Below are 16,961 nucleotides of genomic sequence, written 5' to 3' on the forward strand. Positions count from 1 at the left end.
GAACAACTCCTCGTAAGCCACTGAATTCATGGCGCCACCGTCAGGAAAGCCTGGAACGCCTGCGCCAGGATCACCGCCGCCACGCCATAGACCGTCAGCCACAACCGCCGCTCCAGCCGTTCCATCATTTCCTCGATCTGATCCAGTCGCCTGCACAGATGCGCATGCTGGATCTCGGCCACCCTCTCGTGCGCGGCCAGACGCAGGCCCGGCGCGCAGTCAAAGGGCGGGTATCCCGGCGTGTCAGCCATCCGCCGTCTCCGCCAGCGCCGGCAGGCCCAGCAGAGCACGCTTTTCGGCATCCGTCAGGAAATCGGCGTTGGCCACCCGCGCCCATTGCGCGTCACGCTCCGCCGCCAGCGCCGACACCTGGTCCAGATCGGGCTTCAGCACCAGATCCTCGCCAGTAAAGCCCGACAGCCAGTCCGACAACGCCGCCGCCACCCGCGTCACCAGGGGCAGAACGGTCAGGCGATAGAACGCCCGGTTGGCCTCCTGATAGTTCGAATAGGTCGCGTCACCTTGGATCCCCAGCAGCATCGGCGGGACACCGAAGGCCAGCGCGATCTCGCGGGCGGCGGCTTCCTTGGTCTTCTGAAACTCCATGTCCGATGGGGAAAAGCCCATCGGCTTCCAATCCAGCCCCCCTTCCAGAACCATCGGACGCCCGGCATTCCGCGCCCCGCGATAGTTCGCCTCGATCTCATCGCTCAGGCGGCGGAACTGCTCTTCGGCCATCACGCCCTGCCCGTCGCCGCCCTTCCACACCAGCGCCCCCGAGGGCCGCGCGGCGTTGTCCAACAGCGATTTCGACCAGCGCGAGGCGCTGTTGTGCACGTCGATCGCCATCGCCGCCGCCTGCAAGGGCGAGAAGCCGTAATGGTCATCCTGCGGATGGAACGACTTGATATGGCAGATGGCTTCGGCCGGGAACCGGTGCGTCTTGCCCCCGGCGGTGTAGTCATAGGCCCTGGGCCAGCCATCCGCCCCCGGCACCACGCTCATCCGGTCCGAGCGCAGCACATGCAGCTCGACCGGCAGTCCGCCCTCGGCCTGCACCGCCTCGACATAGGCGTTGCCCGACAACAGCAGCTGCCCGAACAGCGCTTCCAGCAGCTCGGCCTTGCCCTGCGCCGCGTTCGGACGGCGCATCAGGCGCAGAACCGGGTGCGTCTCGTACCGCTGCGCATCGTCCTGCAGGACCAGAGGCAGCGCCGCCGCGGCCTCGGCAATCAGCTTGACCGACCGGAACCCCACCGGGTTGCCCGAAAACCCCGTGCGCGTCAGCGAGGCTGTGTCCCGCGGGCTCCAGGCAACGCGGCCGCCGGTCTGCCAGGCCACCACCGGCCCGGCTGCGCTTGCTTTTGCCTCGGGGGCTTTCTCAGCCGATCCACGACGCAAGAAATCGAATACCATGTCCAGATGCTCCTTTATGCCGCCGCTCTGCCCGGCTTGTTGAAAGGAGTTATGACGGAAAGATCTTTAAGCCTCGGGAATGGGGCGTACGGCGGTTGAGCAACGGCTTGGGAACGTGTGCCCGCAGGATAAACCTCGGCATCCGACAGAAATGCGCTACCCTCTGCATCTGAGCATCACGAGGGAAAAGCCATGTATGAAAGCGCAGTAAAAACCGGAGGGATCGCCGTCGTGACCGGCGCCGCCAGCGGAGTCGGTCGCGTCGCGGCACAGCGTTTTGCCCAGGCCGGGCTGGACGTCATACTGGCCGATCTTCCGGGACAGGCGCTGGACGAAACGACGCAAGACCTGAAGGCAGGCTTTGACGTGGTCAACATCACCGCGGTGCCGACGGATGTGACCTCTCACGCCGACATGGAAAACCTGGCCGACACAGCTTTCGCCGCAGGGCAGGTTGCCGTCTTGATGAACAATGCAGGGATCGGCCTGCCGACGAAAACATGGGAGTCATTCGACAACTGGCAGAAAATTCTCGACGTGAACTTTCTGGGTGTCCTGCGCGGCATCCACGCCTTCCTGCCTCGCATGATCGAGGCTGACCGCCCGGCCGTCGTCATCAACACCGGGTCAAAACAGGGGATCACCTCCCCGCCGGGCAACCCCGGCTACAACGTGTCCAAGGCCGCCGTCAAAACGCTGACCGAACAACTCGCGCACGAGCTGCGCGAGGCCGGCGCGCCCATCACCGCGCATCTCTTTGTTCCGGGCTTCACCTATACAGGAATGATCGCGTCATTCCTGCCTGAAAAACCGGCCGCCGCCTGGACTAGCGAGCAGACCGTTGACTATTTCCTGGACCGCATGGCCCAGGGCGATTTCTACATCCTCTGCCCCGACAACGACGTCGATGCCGAACGCGACCGCCGTCGCGTTCAATGGGCTGCCGAGGACATCATCCACAACCGCCCCGCCCTATCGCGCTGGCACCCCGACTATGCCGAGGCTTTCGCAAAGTTCGAAAAGCCCGAGGGCTGATCACAAAACCCGCACACGCGGCCGCCGGTAAGCCGCCGCCGGCCCCACCACCAGCTCATGCAGTCCCCAGACCAGCGCATCGACCCGGTCGGGCGAGCCCTGCCCCTCAAACCCCCGCGCGGTCATCTGGCACATCTGTTCCTCCAGCGCGTCCAGCCCGGCGACATGGAACACCCGCCCCTGCTCATACAGCGCCGCCACCGGCTCGGCCCGCGCCACCTTCCCGCGCGAGGCCCGCACCGCCCGGAACGGGACCAGAGGGTCCACCTGCCGCACCACCTCTTCGACCAACTGCCCGCCCTGGTTGACCTCGGCCACCAGCCGCTCGGCCCCGAATTCGTCCATCGCGTCAATCGCCGCCCGCGCCCAGCCCGCCGGGCCGACACCCTGCACCGTCCAGTCGGCCAGCACATAGGCGCGCCAGTCCTCGGGCGCCCCCTGCACCTGCGCGCCGACCACCACGATCCCGCAGGCATCCGCACCCGAACCGCCCGTCACCGCCGGGTCTAGCGCCACCACCACGCGGTCCAGTTCGGGCACCGCCTTGACCCGCGCCGCATCCAGCATCGAGCCGGTCCACAACGCCCCCTCGGCATCGGCCAATAGCACCCCGTCCAACTCCTGCCGCCCCAGCCGCGTGCCCGCATAACGCGCGCGCACCTCCTCCAGAAAGGACTCCGCCAGGTTGGCCCGGTTCGCCTCGGTCGGCGCATGGGTCATCACCGTCGACGGCGCCGCCAGCAGATCCTTCAAAGCCTTCACATTGCGCGGCGTCGTAGTCACGCAGACCCGAGGCCGCTCGCCCAGCCGCAGCGCGAATTGCAGCATGTCCCAGGTCTCGCCCGCCTTTTTCCACTTGGCCAGCTCATCCACCCAGGCCGCGTCGAACTGCGGCCCCCGCAGCCCCTCGGGGTCATGCGCCGAAAAGGCCTGCGCCTCGGCCCCGTTGGGCCAGACCAGCTTGCGTTCCGATGTCTTCCACCGCGGCCGCCGGTCGGGGGGAGAGCACTGCAGAATCCCGCTGTCGCCAAAGATCATCACGTCGCGCACCTGGTCAAAGGTCTCGCCCACCAGCGCCACGCGCCGAGCCTCGCCCTCATCAAACGGCGTGGCCCCCTCGACCATCGACCGCACCCATTCGGCCCCTGCGCGCGTCTTGCCCGCGCCACGTCCACCCATGATGACCCAGGACCGCCAGTCGCCCTCGGGCGGCAACTGATGCGGCAGCGCCCAGAACTCGAACAGGAAAGGGAGGGCACACAGCCCCCCCTCCCCGATCTCACTCAGAAATCTGTCCCGCACCGCAGCAGGCGCGGAGGCGAGCCAATCGGCACCCGATCTCAGATCGGGCCCGTTCCAAGTCGAGCGCATAGCCCCCTCGGGCAATTCCCGCTTGTCTGTGACATTGTTCGACAAAGCTTGTCTCCACTTTCTGGCAACTTCGGATCAGCCCCTCTAGCTGCCCGAGTTGTCTGGCTGAACTGGCCAGGTCTGCATCCTCCCCGGTCTCGATCCGCTTGCGCAGGTCTTCCGCCGCTTGCCGCAAACCGCGAATGGACACCTCCAGCGACTGCAACAGCTCGGCCGTCCGGGACATCCGCTCTTCCGGGGTAATCAAAGTCATGTTTGCCTTTTGACCTCATGCGTGAGTGATCTCCGCACGAGAGAAATGAAAAACGGCCGCCGGGTCGCCCCGGGGCCGTTGCCCACTTCTTCTAGCATGACACACCTTATACGCGAAACCGGTCGCTCAGTCAAGCTCCGGCGCAACAGCACGCAACAAGTAACGCACTGCCAGTGTTAACAAAATCCTAATCCAGCTCAGGGACCGCAACCAATTCTGTGATCGGAAAGATTTCCGCGACGGAGTAATTCTCGTCGTGCTTTTCAAAAACGGATTGCACACGCAATCTGCATCAAAACCAAAAACCACAAGCATGCGAAAAACTACTGAAGGACAAAAAATGTACCATCCCCTCAGCTATGTCTCGGTAATCTGTCTGGGCGGCCTGATGCTCTTGGGCACAGTGGCGCAGGCTCAGACAGGGCCGCGTGGGCCTGATCTTGGAAAGACCTCCAGCGAGATTGGCGTTCCGCAATCTGCGCTCCAAAGTTGCCTGGGCGATCGGCCCAAGCCCGGCAAGCGACCCGAGCGCCCGGACGCGGGTAAAATTGCTTCGTGCCTGTCCGAGGCCGGTCACCCCTCCACTGCACAGGCAGTCGAAAAGGCGCTGGCTGCCGCCGCCCGGACGCCTCATCGTTGAACATCCATTTGCAACGAATAGGACACCGGCAGCCTTGACTGCCGGTGTTGGCTTGACATTCACATCAGCAGCGCTCATCTACGCCACAGCGCTGCCGCGTGAGCACGCGGACCGAACCGAGGTCCGAGATAGCGCCCAATTTTCCCAGTTCCCATTCACGCAGGGTTCTTGACGCAAAAGCCGGATGTTGCGGGACTCGCCCGTAAATCCTGAGGCTGCGCACACTCCCTGCCGGTCGTGCAATACGCACGGCCAGCTACTCTTGTTCGCGCACGGCCAATGCCGGCGCGGATCACAAAGGAAGACGACTTGTTCGATTTCGACATGCTCGGCCTCGCGCCGGCACTGAACGACGCGCTCGAACGCGCAAATTTCACTCAACCCACACCGATCCAGAACCAGGCCATCCCGCTGGCCATGGAAGGGCATGACATCCTGGGCCTGGCCCAGACCGGCACCGGCAAGACTCTGGCCTTCGGCCTGCCGCTGATCGACCACCTGCTGGCCCAGCCCGGCAAACCGGCGCCAAAAACCGCCAAGGCCCTGATCCTCGCCCCCACCCGCGAACTGGTGAACCAGATCGCTGAAAGCCTCCGCACGCTTACCAAAAAGACGAAACTGCGCGTGGCCACAGTTGTTGGCGGACAGTCGATCAACAAACAGATCATGTTCCTGTCGCGAGGGACTGATATTCTTGTAGCGACCCCCGGTCGTTTGATCGACCTGATGGAACGTGGCGCGGTCGATCTCGGCTCGGTTCGGCACCTAGTTCTGGATGAGGCTGACCAGATGCTGGACCTCGGCTTCATCCACGCTCTGCGCAAAATCGCGCCGCAACTGGGTACACCGCGCCAGACTATGCTGTTCTCGGCCACCATGCCGAAGCAGATGGAGGAACTCAGCCGCGCCTACCTGACCAACCCGCAACGGGTACAGGTCTCGCCTCCGGGCAAGGCGGCCGACAAGATAACCCAGTCGGTGCATTTCGTTGAAAAGCCGGGAAAACCCACCAAGCTGCGCGAGATCCTTTCGCGTGATACCGACGCCCTGACGCTTGTGTTCTCCCGGACCAAACATGGTGCGGAAAAGCTGATGAAAGGATTGGTGGCTGACGGCTACAACGCAGCATCGATCCATGGCAACAAGAGCCAGGGCCAGCGGGATCGCGCCATCAAGGCCTTCCGCGCCGGCGAGATCACAGTTCTGGTTGCCACCGACGTGGCAGCCCGTGGCATCGACATTCCTGGGGTGGCATATGTCATCAACTACGACCTGCCGGACGTTCCCGACAACTATGTGCACCGCATTGGCCGCACCGCTCGGGCCGGTCGCGAAGGTGAGGCCATCGCCTTCTGCGCACCGGATGAATTTGATCTGCTGCGTCAGATTCAGAAATTGATGAAGATCGAGATCCCGGTCGCCAGCGGAGCGGCACCCGAAGCCGCAGAGGCCGCCAAGCCCGGCAATCGCCAGCGCAATCGACGCCGTGGCCCGAAACCGCAGGGCACAAATGGCCCCGCCAACCGTCGGCGCCGTCCGCGCCGCAAATCGGCCGCATAAAAAAACTGCGCGCATGTCTCCATGCGCGCAGTTTTTTTCCAGGATTTTGACTTTTCATTTCTCAGGCGGGTTGTCCGCCTGATTTATGCCGGCTCTGCTCTCGACCAGCGAGCGGATCAGTTACCCGAATTGTTCCGCTCGGCTTCGATCTCACGCCATTTGGCAACGTTTCGGTTGTGTTCCTGCAGCGTCTTGGCGAAGGCATGGCCGCCGGTTCCATCTGCGACGAAGAACACGAAATCGGTCTCGTCTGGCGCCACGGCAGCTTGCAAGCTGGCCAGACCCGGGTTGGCAATCGGTGTGGGCGGCAACCCATCGATCAAATACGTGTTCCACGGCGTATTCCGCCGAAGCTCGCTGCGGCGAAGGCCTCGACCCAGCGTGCCCTGACCCTTGGTCACGCCGTAGATCACCGTGGGATCTGTCTGCAGCTTCATGCCTTGCTTCAGGCGGTTCACAAAGACGCTGGCAACCTGACCGCGCTCTTCCGGAATGCCTGTCTCCTTCTCGATGATCGAGGCGAGGATCAGCATTTCTTCGGGGCTGGACAGGGGCAACCCGTCTTGACGCGTCTCCCAAACCCGCGCAATCCGCTCTTGCTGCCGGTCCTGCATCTTTTGCAGCAAAGCCGTTCTCTCATCACCCGGTGAGATTTCGTAGCTGTCCGGGGCCAACATGCCTTCAGGCGGAATTTCCGAGACCTCTCCGGTCAGGGCATCCACGGCCTTCAGCCCCTCGACGACCTGCCAACTGGTGACACCTTCGGCCAAGGAAACGCGGTATCGCGTATCAGCTTGGTTCCGCTTTTCCTGATAGACTTCAGGGACTTCGTCCTCACCAACGATAAAAGATGCAACCTCGACGAAATTCAATGTTGCAGGGTCCAGCTCGCGAACCCGTGTCTGAGTTCGGGTCACACCGATGCGGTACTCGACCTCGGTTCCACAGGTGCTGGCGCCGCTGCGGGTGACTTCGTCGATGATTTCCGCCATCGAAGCGCCTTCGGAGATCAGAAAACTACCCGCTTTCAGCTGCTGCGACTTGTCGGTGTAGTCTGCCGCCATACGAAAGATCGTTGCGCTGCTGATCGCGCCCTGATCTTCAAGATCACGGCTAACTTTGTTCATGTTCGAACCACCCTTCACCCGAAGGCAAATGGCGGTATCGAGCGGGCCCTCGGCCTTGTACTGCGACTGCCCCCAAAGGATCAGACCGCCAAGAAGAAACATGGCGACCACAAGAAAGGTCAGCGCATTGGATGCCAGAGCCCGCCACATTTACGATGCTTTCCCGAAAATCACGCTGGCATTGGTGCCACCGAAGCCGAATGAATTCGACAGCGCGACGTTGATTTCCCGCTCGCGCTTGGCATTCGGCGCAAGGTCGATCGGCGTTTCCACCGCCGGGTTGTCCAGATTGATCGTCGGCGGGGCGACCTGATCGCGGATCGCAAGGATCGAGAAGATCGCCTCGATCGCGCCCGCGGCCCCCAGCAAGTGCCCGGTGGCCGATTTGGTCGAACTCATCGTCGCCTTGCTGGCATGTTCGCCCAGCAGCCGTTCAACGGCCCCCAGTTCGATCGTGTCCGCCATGGTCGATGTGCCATGCGCGTTGATATAGTCCAGATCCTTCGGCTCGAGCCCTGCGCTGCGCAGTGCCGCCTTCATCGAGCGTTCCGCCCCGTCGCCATCCTCGGCCGGCGCCGTGATGTGATAGGCATCGCCCGACATCCCATAGCCCAGAACCTCGGCATAGATTTTGGCGCCGCGGGCCACGGCATGCTCGTATTCCTCCAGAACCACGATGCCGGCGCCCTCGCCCATCACGAAACCGTCGCGGTCGACGTCATAGGGGCGGCTGGCGGCCTTGGGGTTGTCGGCATATTTGGTAGACAGCGCCTTGCAGGCGTTGAAACCGGCAATCCCGATCTCGCAGATGCAGCCTTCGCCGCCGCCGGCGATCATCACGTCGGCATCGCCCGATCGGATAATGCGGCTGGCATCGCCGATCGCGTGGGCACCGGTCGAACAGGCGGTCACCACCGAGTGGTTCGGCCCTTTGAAGCCAAAGCGGATCGAAACCTGACCCGAGGCCAGGTTGATCAGCGCGCCCGGGATGAAGAACGGCGACACGCGGCGCGGGCCCTTGTCACGGATCAGGTTGGCGGTTTCCGCGATCGAGCCCAGACCACCGATGCCCGACCCGATCAGAACGCCGGTGCGCAGACGCTCTTCCTCGTCCTCGGGCAACCAGTTCGCGTCCTTGCAGGCCATCTCGGCAGCAGCAATCGAATACAGGATGAAATCCTCGATCTTGCGTTGTTCCTTGGGCGGCATCCAGTCATCGGGGTTGAAGGTCCCGTTGGTCCCGTCACCGCGGGGCACCTCGCAGGCATAGGTCGTGGTGACCCCTGCGGCTTCGGCATCGAACAAGGTGATCGGGCCGGCACCTGACTCTCCGGCCAGCAGCCGCGACCAGGTTTCCTCGACCCCACTGGCCAGTGGAGTGACCAATCCCAGACCGGTTACAACGACTCTGCGCATGAAATGCCTCTTGCCTGCTTCCTGTTTGAGAAACGCTCATACCCCGGCCCGGGGTCCGGGGGCAAGAGCAACAGCGTATTCCGCACCGGCAGCTTGCCGCCTGCCCCCGCGCCATACGCCGCGCTCGGCCAGAGGAGAACTACGCGGGTCGCCCCCGACGACCTGTCAGGGGCGGCTCGGATGGATTAGGCTGCGTTACTGGAACTGTGCCACTGGTTCATGGGCGGTTTTGGCCACTGCCAATGCCTCGGACAGGTCGACCGTCTTACGGAACAGCGCCCGCCCGACCAACGCGCCCGAGATATTGGGAATGTAGGCCAGACGCGAGATGTCGTCGCTGCTGCGCACGACGCCGCTGGCGATCACCGGTGTGCGCGAATGCGCGGCCAGCCCCGAAATCAGGCCCAGCTGCGCCTCGACATCCACCATGTCGCTGTCGATATCGGTGACCAGAATGGCAGCCAGCGGAGCATCGGCAAACGCTTCGATGAAAGCCTCCGGGGTGAACGCACTTTGGGTACGCCAGCCGTCGGTCATCACGTAGCCCTGCCACACGTCCACGGCCAACACGATCTGGTCTGGGTATAGCTTGGCCAACTCTTTGAACAGATGAGGATCACGCGCCGCCAGGGTGCCGATCACGATGCGGCCTGCCCCTTTGTCGATCCAACGCTCGACCTGCTCGCGCGAGCGGAACCCGCCCGCCAACTGAACAGGCAGCTCGGCGCTGCGGATGATCTGTTCGACCAGCGCAGAGTTCGTGTCCCGCCCCTCGATCGCATCGAAATCGGTCAGGTGCATCCACTCGGCACCTGCGGCGGCCCAGCCTTGGGCCGTTTCCACCGGATCGACATGCCAGATCATCGGTTCGTCCAGACGGCCCTTGTCCAGCGTGACACAGCGGCCGTTCTGCAGTTCCATAGTAGGATAAACCCTCATGAGCACACTCCTCCGCTCAATCGTTCCGGATATCCACAATAGCATACTGGTCGCGCGCAGGTTCGCGTTTCTCAGTTTCGGCAAACGACGATCCGTTTGCGGCACCGCAAAAAAAGAAGCGTTTCAGTTCCGGGCCGGAGGGCCGTCGCGTCGAAACAGTTTCACCGGGCTGTCCCGATACTCTGTTTCGCGCAGCAATTTATATCCAAGCTTAGCCGCCAACTTTTGCGAGGCCTCATGATCCGCGTCAATCATCGACACCAAGGGCCCGGGCATGATCCGGTCGAACCAGTCATGCGCGGCCTGAACGGCCTCGTGCCCGTATCCCAGGCCATGCGCCTCGGGCGCCAACACCCAACCGGCCTCGGGGAAGGTGTCGAAATCCTCTCCCAGACAGCGGTTGCCGTAAAAGAACCCGGCCTGACCTATCAATTTGCGATTCGCCTGCAAGAACACGGCCCATTGCCCGAACCCAGCCATCTGCCAGTGTCCCGCATTGCGCAGGAACGCGTCCCACGCCTCGCCACGGGTACGGGGTTTGCCGCCGATATGGCGCACCACGCAGGGGTCGCGCCAAATCTCCGCGAACCTTTCAAAGTCCTCGGGACGCATTGCGCACATCATCAGGCGCGCGGTGTTGATCATCGGGGCGGATCTTTTCATGCCCTTACCCGGTGTTTTGTTGCCTCATCGCAAACAGTGCAAACCGATTTTCCACGAGGCAAGCGGGAATTCGAGCGGGCAAAAAAAAATGGCGCTTCCGTTGCCCGGAAGCGCCGTTTTCGGTCAAATTCAAAGCGATCAGGAAGCTTCGCTGATGAACTTCACGGCGTCGCCGAAGGTTTGGATGGTCTCGGCGGCATCATCGGGGATCTCGATGCCGAACTCTTCTTCGAAAGCCATGACCAGCTCAACGGTGTCCAGGCTGTCCGCGCCCAGATCGTCGATGAAGGACGCGTTCTCGGTGACTTTGTCCTCTTCAACACCCAGGTGCTCAACAACGATCTTTTTAACGCGATCTGCGACGTCGCTCATGTCTATTCCTCATTCCATTTCAGGGCGGTCTGCCCGGTTCTGCCCTTGCCCGCTCGGGGTGGCCTTGGTTTGCCCGATCCGGGCGGTTTGGGTCCCGGGTCTCCGGGAAAGTAGAAGGCCGACCTGAACGACCGGCCCCTGATTACATGCGCCGCCTATAGCACAGACGACGCAAGAGGCAAACGCTTTCGCATCTGCCCCTGGCTGCGCCTACAACATGGCCATGCCGCCGTTCACATGCAAGGTGGTTCCGGTAACATAGCCCGCTTCGGGGCTTGCAAGGTACAGAACGGCCGCCGCAATTTCAGATGGCTCGCCCATCCGACCGGCGGGAACTTGCGTCAGGATGCCGGATTTCTGCTCATCGGTCAGCTTGTCTGTCATCGCGGTCGTAATGAAACCCGGCGCGACGGCATTGGCGGTGATGCCACGGCTCGCGACCTCGTAGGCCAGCGACTTGGTCATGCCGACCATGCCCGCCTTGGACGCGGCATAGTTCACCTGACCCGGGTTGCCGGTTGCACCTACAACGGACGAGATGTTGATGATGCGGCCCCAGCGCGCTTTCATCATGCCCCGCAGCACACCCTTGCACAGCTTGGCGGTAGCGGTCAGGTTCACGTCGATCACGCTCTGCCATTCCTCGTCGGACATGCGCATGAAGATGTTGTCGCGGGTGATGCCTGCATTGTTGACCAGAATATCAACGGACCCCATGGCATCGGCGGCCTGTTTCGGCAACGCGGCCACGGCCTCGGGATCACCCAGATTGCACGGCAGGACATGAGCGCGCTCGCCCAGTTCATCCGCCAGCTTCTGCAGCGGTTCGACGCGCGTGCCGGACAGACCAACGGTAGCCCCTGCGGCGTGCAAGGTGCGTGCGATCTCACCCCCGATCCCGCCCGAAGCCCCGGTGATAAGGGCGCATTTTCCAGTCAAATCAAACATACCGGTATCCTTTTCGAGTGTCCTGTCGGACCAGCTTTGAGTTAATCGCCTGCCTGCAGCGCTTTTTGAACGTCTTCCGGCGTACCAACGGCGGAGCAGGCAATGGACCGGTCGATTTTGCGGATCATGCCCGACAGAGCCTTGCCCGCACCGATCTCCCACGCTTCGGTCACACCCTGCGCCACCATGTACTGAACGGATTCGCGCCACCGGACCGAACCGGTGACCTGTTCGACCAGCAATTGCCGGATCAAGTCGGGGTCGGTCACCGCCTCGGCGCGGACATTGGCAACCAGTGGAACCTCCGGCGCCTTGATTTCGACTCCCGTCAGAGCTTCGGCCATCACGTCGGCGGCAGGCTGCATCAGGGCACAATGGAACGGAGCGCTGACCGGCAGCATCACAGCGCGCTTCGCGCCCTTTTCCTTGGCGATTTCAGCGGCGCGTTCAACGGCGGCTTTGGCACCTGAAACCACGACCTGCGTAGGGTCATTGTCATTGGCAGCCTGGCACACCTCGCCCTGTGCGGCCTCTTCGGCCACGGCGCGAACGGCGTCGAGGTCCAGTCCCAGGATCGCGGCCATCGCGCCCTCGCCCACCGGAACGGCGCTCTGCATGGCTTGACCGCGGGTGCGCAGCAGGCGAGCAGTGTCCGCGACACTCAGCGCGCCGGCTGCGGCAAGGGCCGAGTATTCGCCCAGCGAATGACCGGCCACGAAGGCGGCCCGTGTCACATCGACCCCTTCGGCCTCAAGCGCGCGCATCGCCGCCATCGATGTGGCCATCAACGCCGGCTGCGCGTTCTGCGTCAGAGTCAGGGTCTCGATGTCGCCATCCCAGATCAGGCTGCTGAGGCTTTCGCCCAGCGCTTCGTCCACCTCGTCAAACACGGCCTTGGCGGTCGGATAAGCGTCGGCCAGCGCCTTGCCCATGCCGACGGTCTGGGCGCCCTGCCCCGGAAAAACGAATGCAAGTGTCATTGCAACCTCTTGGATGACGTTAGGTTGCGCCGGGGTGTAAACCGAGTGAGGGTCCGGCACAAGCACTGCCTGCACTCTGCGTGACGGCACCGGGTCTGTGCGCCACACGCTATTGTCTATGTGCGTCACACGGTTACCTTGGCCACAGCAGAAAACCCGGAGCGCAAGATCAATGTCCCTAACCAACACCAATGTCAGCTATGGCAGCGTGACCAAGACATTCCACTGGCTGACCGCATTGTTGATCTTCACCGCCTTGCCCTTGGGGTGGTTCGCCAACAACCTGGCCCATGCAATCTATGACCCGACCATCCCCACCACCGAGGCCGATCTTGCTCAAGCCGCACGGCTGTTTTCCCTGCACAAAACCGTTGGGATCACCGTCTTCTTCGTTGCGCTGGCACGCATTCTCTGGTCGCTCACCCAAACCAAGCCTGGACTGCTGAACGCCGACAACAAGCCCGAGGCCTTTGCGGCCGAGACGGTCCATTGGCTGCTGTACGGGTCCTTGGTTTTGGTTCCGCTGTCTGGTTGGATCGACCACGCTGCTACCGAAGGCTTCGCGCCCATCCTTTGGCCATTTGGGCAGAACCTGCCACTGGTGCCGAAGTCCGAGCATCTGGCCGAGGTGATGGCAACGCTGCACTGGCTTTTCATGCTGGTTCTCGTCGCAGCTTTGACCCTGCACATCGCCGGAGCACTGAAACACCACGTCATCGACAAGGACAGTACTTTGCGGCGAATGTTGCCCGGGGCGTCCTCTGCGCCGGTTCCGCCGGAACAGAAGCACTCGATGGTTCCCGCCGCAGCTGCTGGGCTTGTCTGGGTTGGCGTTCTGTCAGCCGGCCTGCTGACCGGCAGTTTTTCAGACAAGCCTGATGCCGAGGTTGAAACGGCCGAGTTGGCGGCCGTTCAATCGGATTGGCAGGTGGAAGAAGGCACGCTTACCATCACGATCACTCAGTTGGGCAACCCTGTTACCGGTCAGTTTTCAGACTGGACCGCCGCAATCACCTTTGACGACCCCGTCGAACCCGGTCCGGCCGGGTCGGTAGAGGTCACGGTCTCCATCGGGTCTTTAAGTCTGGGTACGGTAACCGATCAGGCCATGGGAGCTGATTTCTTCGACAAGTCGCAATTCCCGACGGCCCAGTTCGATGCCGAGATCTACAAAACCGAAACGGGGTATGAAGCAAGGGGTCCGCTGACCATCCGCGATCAAACACTAGACGTTGTATTGCCCTTCTCTTTGGACATCAAAGGCGAGACTGCCAAAATGTCCGGCAGGATGGACCTCAACCGCCTCGACTTCGGGGTTGGCCAATCGATGCCGAAAGAGGATTCGTTGGCCTTCGCCGTCACCGTTTCGGTCGAGTTGACGGCAACACGCAACGCTCAGTAAGCCGACGACACGAAAAAACCGCCGGGGCATCGGCCACCGGCGGTTTCTCTAGTTCTGAAGCCCGGATCAGTCGGCCTTCTGCGCCTCGATCGAAATCGCGATGGCAACTTCATCTCCGACGAAAGGCGCGAACTTGCCCAGTTCGAAATCGCTGCGCACCAGGGTGGTGGTGGCATCGAACCCGGCCCAAGGCTTGCCCGCCATCGGATGCTCGCCGACCTGATTCAGCTTGGCGTCCAGAACCACTGGCTTGGTCACACCATTCAAGGTCAGGTCCCCGGTGATCTTTGCGGTGTTCTCACCCGTCACCTCGATCGAGGTCGAGGTAAATGTCACCATTTCCTCGGCAGTCGCCGCGAAGAAATCTTCGGACATGAAATGATCTTCACGGGGTTTCCAGCCGGTGATCATCTCGACCACGGGCATCGAAACCGTCACGCTCGACGCTGCTGGATCTTCCTGATCAAACATGATTTCGCCCTCGAAACCCGAGAACATGCCGGTGGTGGTCGAAAAGCCAAGATGGTTGTAGCTGAAAACAACCTGGCTGTGGCTCGGGTCCAGAACGTATTTTTCCGGGGCCGCGATGGCCGAGGTCGCCGCCGTGGCAAGTGCTGCTGCAATAAGGGTGGATTTCATGACAATCTCCGAAAGTTTTCAAAGCGCAAACCGGTTGGGTTGCTCCAAAACAAAGATGTGCCGCCCATGGGCGGCACACAACCTTCATTCTCTCACAAATTCTGTTCCTCAATGAACAGAATAAAATTCAGGCGAAAATTGTTACGCTTCCGCTGAGTTGCCCTTTCAGCGCTCGGCTGACATCCGCCGATTCCAGCGGCAGCTTCATCAGAAGGCTGCCATCGACTTCAAAGAGTTCAACCTGGTCGTCCACGAACCGCGCTCCGCCCAACGTATCGTAGCTGCGGCGCAGTACGGTCTGCGGACGCCCGTTTTCGTTCTTCTGCAGCACCCGAACCTCGCGGCGGATCGGGTCAAAATATGCGTCGGGGCGCGGATCCAGAACCTCGATGGTCAGCAGGCTCACCCCGAGGATCAGGAACATCAGCGACGCGACCAGCTTGATGGTCCAGACGTCGGCCCCGATGACCGAACCCGGCATCAGCCACATCGAAAAGGCCGATACGATCAGAAATGCACCCAGCACACGGAACAGGACCAACCGGGCCTTCCAATTCGGTGCAAAGGAAATAAGCACGGGCACGGATTTGTCGTATGCTGCGCCGGCTGCGGACTGTTGAAATGTGTTCGTGTTCATGACGGCCATCGCTTTTGCCCTGTCCAAGTTTCTTGAGACCCCCCGGGTAACGCCGGGCTTGCAAACAACCTCAAGCCGAAAAGCGTCAGGATTTGGGCGGCCCAAAGGTAATTGGGCGGCGTGAGAAAGGCATTCATGGCAGGGCTTGCCCCCCATCCAGAAACGTGTATACGGGGCCATCCTTCGCAATACGCATGAACCGCGCAGCCTCTCGTGGCAGGGTCGCGAAGGGTTGCTGGCCCCGCCTATGAAATGCGCCTTGATATAAACAGGAGTGAACATGCCACTGTATGAGCATGTAATGATCGCGCGTCAGGATCTGTCCAACGCGCAGGCCGAGGGCCTGATCGAACACTTTGGCACCGTATTGGCTGACAACGGCGGCAAGATCGTCGACAGCGAGTACTGGGGCGTCAAAACGATGGCCTACAAAATCAACAAAAACCGCAAGGGCCACTATGCCTTCCTGAAGACCGACGCTCCGTCGGGCGCCGTTCAGGAAATGGAGCGCCTGATGCGCCTGCATGAAGACGTGATGCGCGTTCTGACCATCAAGGTCGACGAACATCCCGAGGGCCCCTCGGTCCAGATGCAGAAGCGCGATGAGCGCGATGGCCGCCGCGAGCGCCGTTGATCAACGCCTGAGGAAAGGACACCAAACCATGGCCGCAAAACCGTTTTTCCGCCGCCGCAAGGTCTGCCCGTTCTCGGGCGAGAACGCGCCGAAGATCGACTACAAAGACACCCGTCTGCTGCAGCGCTACATTTCCGAGCGCGGCAAGATCGTGCCTTCGCGCATCACCGCCGTTTCGGCAAAGAAGCAGCGTGAACTGGCCCGCGCCATCAAGCGCGCCCGCTTCCTCGCCCTGCTGCCCTACGCCGTGAAGTAAGGAGAGACTGACATGCAAGTTATCCTGCTGGAACGCGTTGCGAAACTGGGTCAGATGGGCGATGTCGTCGACGTCAAGCCCGGCTACGCCCGCAACTTCCTGCTGCCGCAAGGCAAAGCGCTGAGCGCGTCCGAGGCCAACATCGCCTCGTTCGAAGCCCAGAAAGCACAGCTGGAAGCCCGCAACCTGGAAACCAAGAAAGAAGCTGAAGCTCTGGCTGAAAAGCTGGACGGTCAGCAGTTCATCGTGATTCGCTCGGCATCGGACGCCGGCGCGCTGTACGGCTCGGTCACTCCGCGTGACGCAGCCGATGCTGCAACCGCTGCTGGCTTCACCGTTGACAAGAAGCAGGTCGTTCTGGTCTCGCCGATCAAAGAGCTGGGTCTGCACACGGTTTCCGTCAAGCTGCACCCCGAAGTCGAGGTCGAAATCAAACTGAACGTGGCCCGCTCGGAAGAAGAAGCCGAACTTCAGGCATCGGGCAAGTCGATCCAGGAACTGGCCGCTGAAGAAGAGGCCGCCGCAGATTTTGAAATCGCGGAACTGTTCGACGACATCGGCTCGGCCGCTTCGGAAGACGAAGAACTGGTTGCCGCCGATGCTACGACCGAGGAAGACGAACCCAAAGCCTGATCCGATCAGGTCGGTTTATCTTAAAGGCCGCGTTGCATTG

The 16,961-nt window shown here is 61.8% G+C and carries 19 protein-coding genes; 7 read left to right on the top strand and 12 right to left on the bottom strand.

Translation table 11 applies throughout. The features are described from left to right. Positions 1-26: 26 nt before the first annotated feature. Both ACR0IR_RS07795 and ACR0IR_RS07800 read right to left on the bottom strand, forming a co-directional pair. Positions 27-251, bottom strand: a complete 225-nt coding sequence (locus tag ACR0IR_RS07795; RefSeq protein WP_170363229.1) for a GTA head formation protein, RCAP_rcc01685 family — start codon at positions 249-251, stop codon at positions 27-29. After that, complete coding sequence (locus tag ACR0IR_RS07800; protein ID WP_170363228.1) at positions 244-1,416, bottom strand: phage portal protein; 1,173 nt, start codon at positions 1,414-1,416, stop codon at positions 244-246. The genes ACR0IR_RS07795 and ACR0IR_RS07800 overlap by 8 nt, the downstream gene beginning before the upstream one ends. A 192-nt stretch (positions 1,417-1,608) precedes the next feature. On the opposite strand from ACR0IR_RS07800, the gene ACR0IR_RS07805 reads away from it, so the two are divergent. After that, positions 1,609-2,451, top strand: coding sequence for an SDR family NAD(P)-dependent oxidoreductase (locus tag ACR0IR_RS07805; protein WP_170363227.1), 843 nt, complete (start codon positions 1,609-1,611; stop codon positions 2,449-2,451). Here the strand turns inward: ACR0IR_RS07805 and ACR0IR_RS07810 are convergent, their stop codons facing one another. Continuing rightward, positions 2,452-3,822 carry a DNA-packaging protein gene (locus ACR0IR_RS07810; RefSeq protein WP_170363226.1) on the bottom strand — a complete coding sequence of 457 codons (1,371 nt, stop codon included), beginning with the start codon at positions 3,820-3,822 and terminating at the stop codon, positions 2,452-2,454. Between the two features lie 593 nt (positions 3,823-4,415). Between ACR0IR_RS07810 and ACR0IR_RS07815 the strand changes: the two genes are divergently transcribed. Together ACR0IR_RS07815 and ACR0IR_RS07820 are read left to right on the top strand one after the other, a co-directional pair. Continuing rightward, on the top strand, positions 4,416-4,715 hold the full coding sequence (locus tag ACR0IR_RS07815) for a hypothetical protein (RefSeq protein ID WP_170363224.1): 300 nt from the start codon (positions 4,416-4,418) through the stop codon (positions 4,713-4,715). A 309-nt stretch (positions 4,716-5,024) separates the two neighbouring features. Further along, positions 5,025-6,275, top strand: coding sequence for a DEAD/DEAH box helicase (locus tag ACR0IR_RS07820; RefSeq protein WP_170363223.1), 1,251 nt, complete (start codon positions 5,025-5,027; stop codon positions 6,273-6,275). Positions 6,276-6,391: 116 nt separating this feature from the next. Here the strand turns inward: ACR0IR_RS07820 and mltG are convergent, their stop codons facing one another. From mltG to fabD, 7 genes are all read right to left on the bottom strand, one after another. Then, positions 6,392-7,552, bottom strand: coding sequence for an endolytic transglycosylase MltG (gene mltG, locus ACR0IR_RS07825; RefSeq protein WP_170363222.1), 1,161 nt, complete (start codon positions 7,550-7,552; stop codon positions 6,392-6,394). After that, positions 7,553-8,818 (bottom strand): beta-ketoacyl-ACP synthase II, encoded by a 1,266-nt coding sequence (gene fabF, locus ACR0IR_RS07830; RefSeq protein ID WP_170338075.1) that lies wholly within the window; start codon positions 8,816-8,818, stop codon positions 7,553-7,555. 195 nt (positions 8,819-9,013) lie between these two features. Next, positions 9,014-9,757: a 1-(5-phosphoribosyl)-5-[(5-phosphoribosylamino)methylideneamino]imidazole-4-carboxamide isomerase gene (locus tag ACR0IR_RS07835; protein WP_170363221.1), complete on the bottom strand. Its 744-nt coding sequence runs from the start codon at positions 9,755-9,757 to the stop codon at positions 9,014-9,016. A 123-nt stretch (positions 9,758-9,880) separates the two neighbouring features. Continuing rightward, positions 9,881-10,420: a GNAT family N-acetyltransferase gene (locus ACR0IR_RS07840; protein ID WP_093962408.1), complete on the bottom strand. Its 540-nt coding sequence runs from the start codon at positions 10,418-10,420 to the stop codon at positions 9,881-9,883. 138 nt (positions 10,421-10,558) lie between these two features. Then, positions 10,559-10,792 (bottom strand): acyl carrier protein, encoded by a 234-nt coding sequence (locus tag ACR0IR_RS07845; protein WP_005982462.1) that lies wholly within the window; start codon positions 10,790-10,792, stop codon positions 10,559-10,561. A gap of 210 nt (positions 10,793-11,002) precedes the next feature. Further along, entirely contained in the window at positions 11,003-11,740 is a 738-nt protein-coding gene (gene fabG / locus ACR0IR_RS07850; protein WP_170338567.1) for a 3-oxoacyl-[acyl-carrier-protein] reductase, read from the bottom strand. A gap of 41 nt (positions 11,741-11,781) precedes the next feature. Continuing rightward, positions 11,782-12,720, bottom strand: coding sequence for an ACP S-malonyltransferase (gene fabD / locus ACR0IR_RS07855; protein ID WP_170363220.1), 939 nt, complete (start codon positions 12,718-12,720; stop codon positions 11,782-11,784). Between the two features lie 172 nt (positions 12,721-12,892). Here fabD and ACR0IR_RS07860 point away from each other — a divergent pair, with 172 nt between their 5' ends. Further along, complete coding sequence (locus tag ACR0IR_RS07860) at positions 12,893-14,122, top strand: cytochrome b/b6 domain-containing protein (RefSeq protein ID WP_170363219.1); 1,230 nt, start codon at positions 12,893-12,895, stop codon at positions 14,120-14,122. 66 nt (positions 14,123-14,188) lie between these two features. On the opposite strand, the gene ACR0IR_RS07865 is transcribed toward ACR0IR_RS07860, so the two are convergent. Together ACR0IR_RS07865 and ACR0IR_RS07870 are read right to left on the bottom strand one after the other, a co-directional pair. Beyond that, complete coding sequence (locus ACR0IR_RS07865; RefSeq protein WP_093962996.1) at positions 14,189-14,761, bottom strand: YceI family protein; 573 nt, start codon at positions 14,759-14,761, stop codon at positions 14,189-14,191. 127 nt (positions 14,762-14,888) lie between these two features. Then, entirely contained in the window at positions 14,889-15,398 is a 510-nt protein-coding gene (locus tag ACR0IR_RS07870; protein WP_244952357.1) for a hypothetical protein, read from the bottom strand. A gap of 280 nt (positions 15,399-15,678) precedes the next feature. On the opposite strand from ACR0IR_RS07870, the gene rpsF reads away from it, so the two are divergent. Genes rpsF through rplI form a run of 3 tightly spaced genes read left to right on the top strand, consistent with a single transcriptional unit; the run spans position 15,679 to position 16,921 of the window. Then, complete coding sequence (rpsF, locus tag ACR0IR_RS07875; protein WP_093962413.1) at positions 15,679-16,032, top strand: 30S ribosomal protein S6; 354 nt, start codon at positions 15,679-15,681, stop codon at positions 16,030-16,032. A 28-nt stretch (positions 16,033-16,060) separates the two neighbouring features. After that, positions 16,061-16,288, top strand: a complete 228-nt coding sequence (gene rpsR / locus ACR0IR_RS07880; RefSeq protein WP_005608650.1) for a 30S ribosomal protein S18 — start codon at positions 16,061-16,063, stop codon at positions 16,286-16,288. Between the two features lie 12 nt (positions 16,289-16,300). Further along, positions 16,301-16,921, top strand: coding sequence for a 50S ribosomal protein L9 (gene rplI / locus ACR0IR_RS07885; protein WP_170338059.1), 621 nt, complete (start codon positions 16,301-16,303; stop codon positions 16,919-16,921). Positions 16,922-16,961 lie beyond the last annotated feature (40 nt).

Source organism: Ruegeria sp. CF2 (assembly GCF_056537385.1).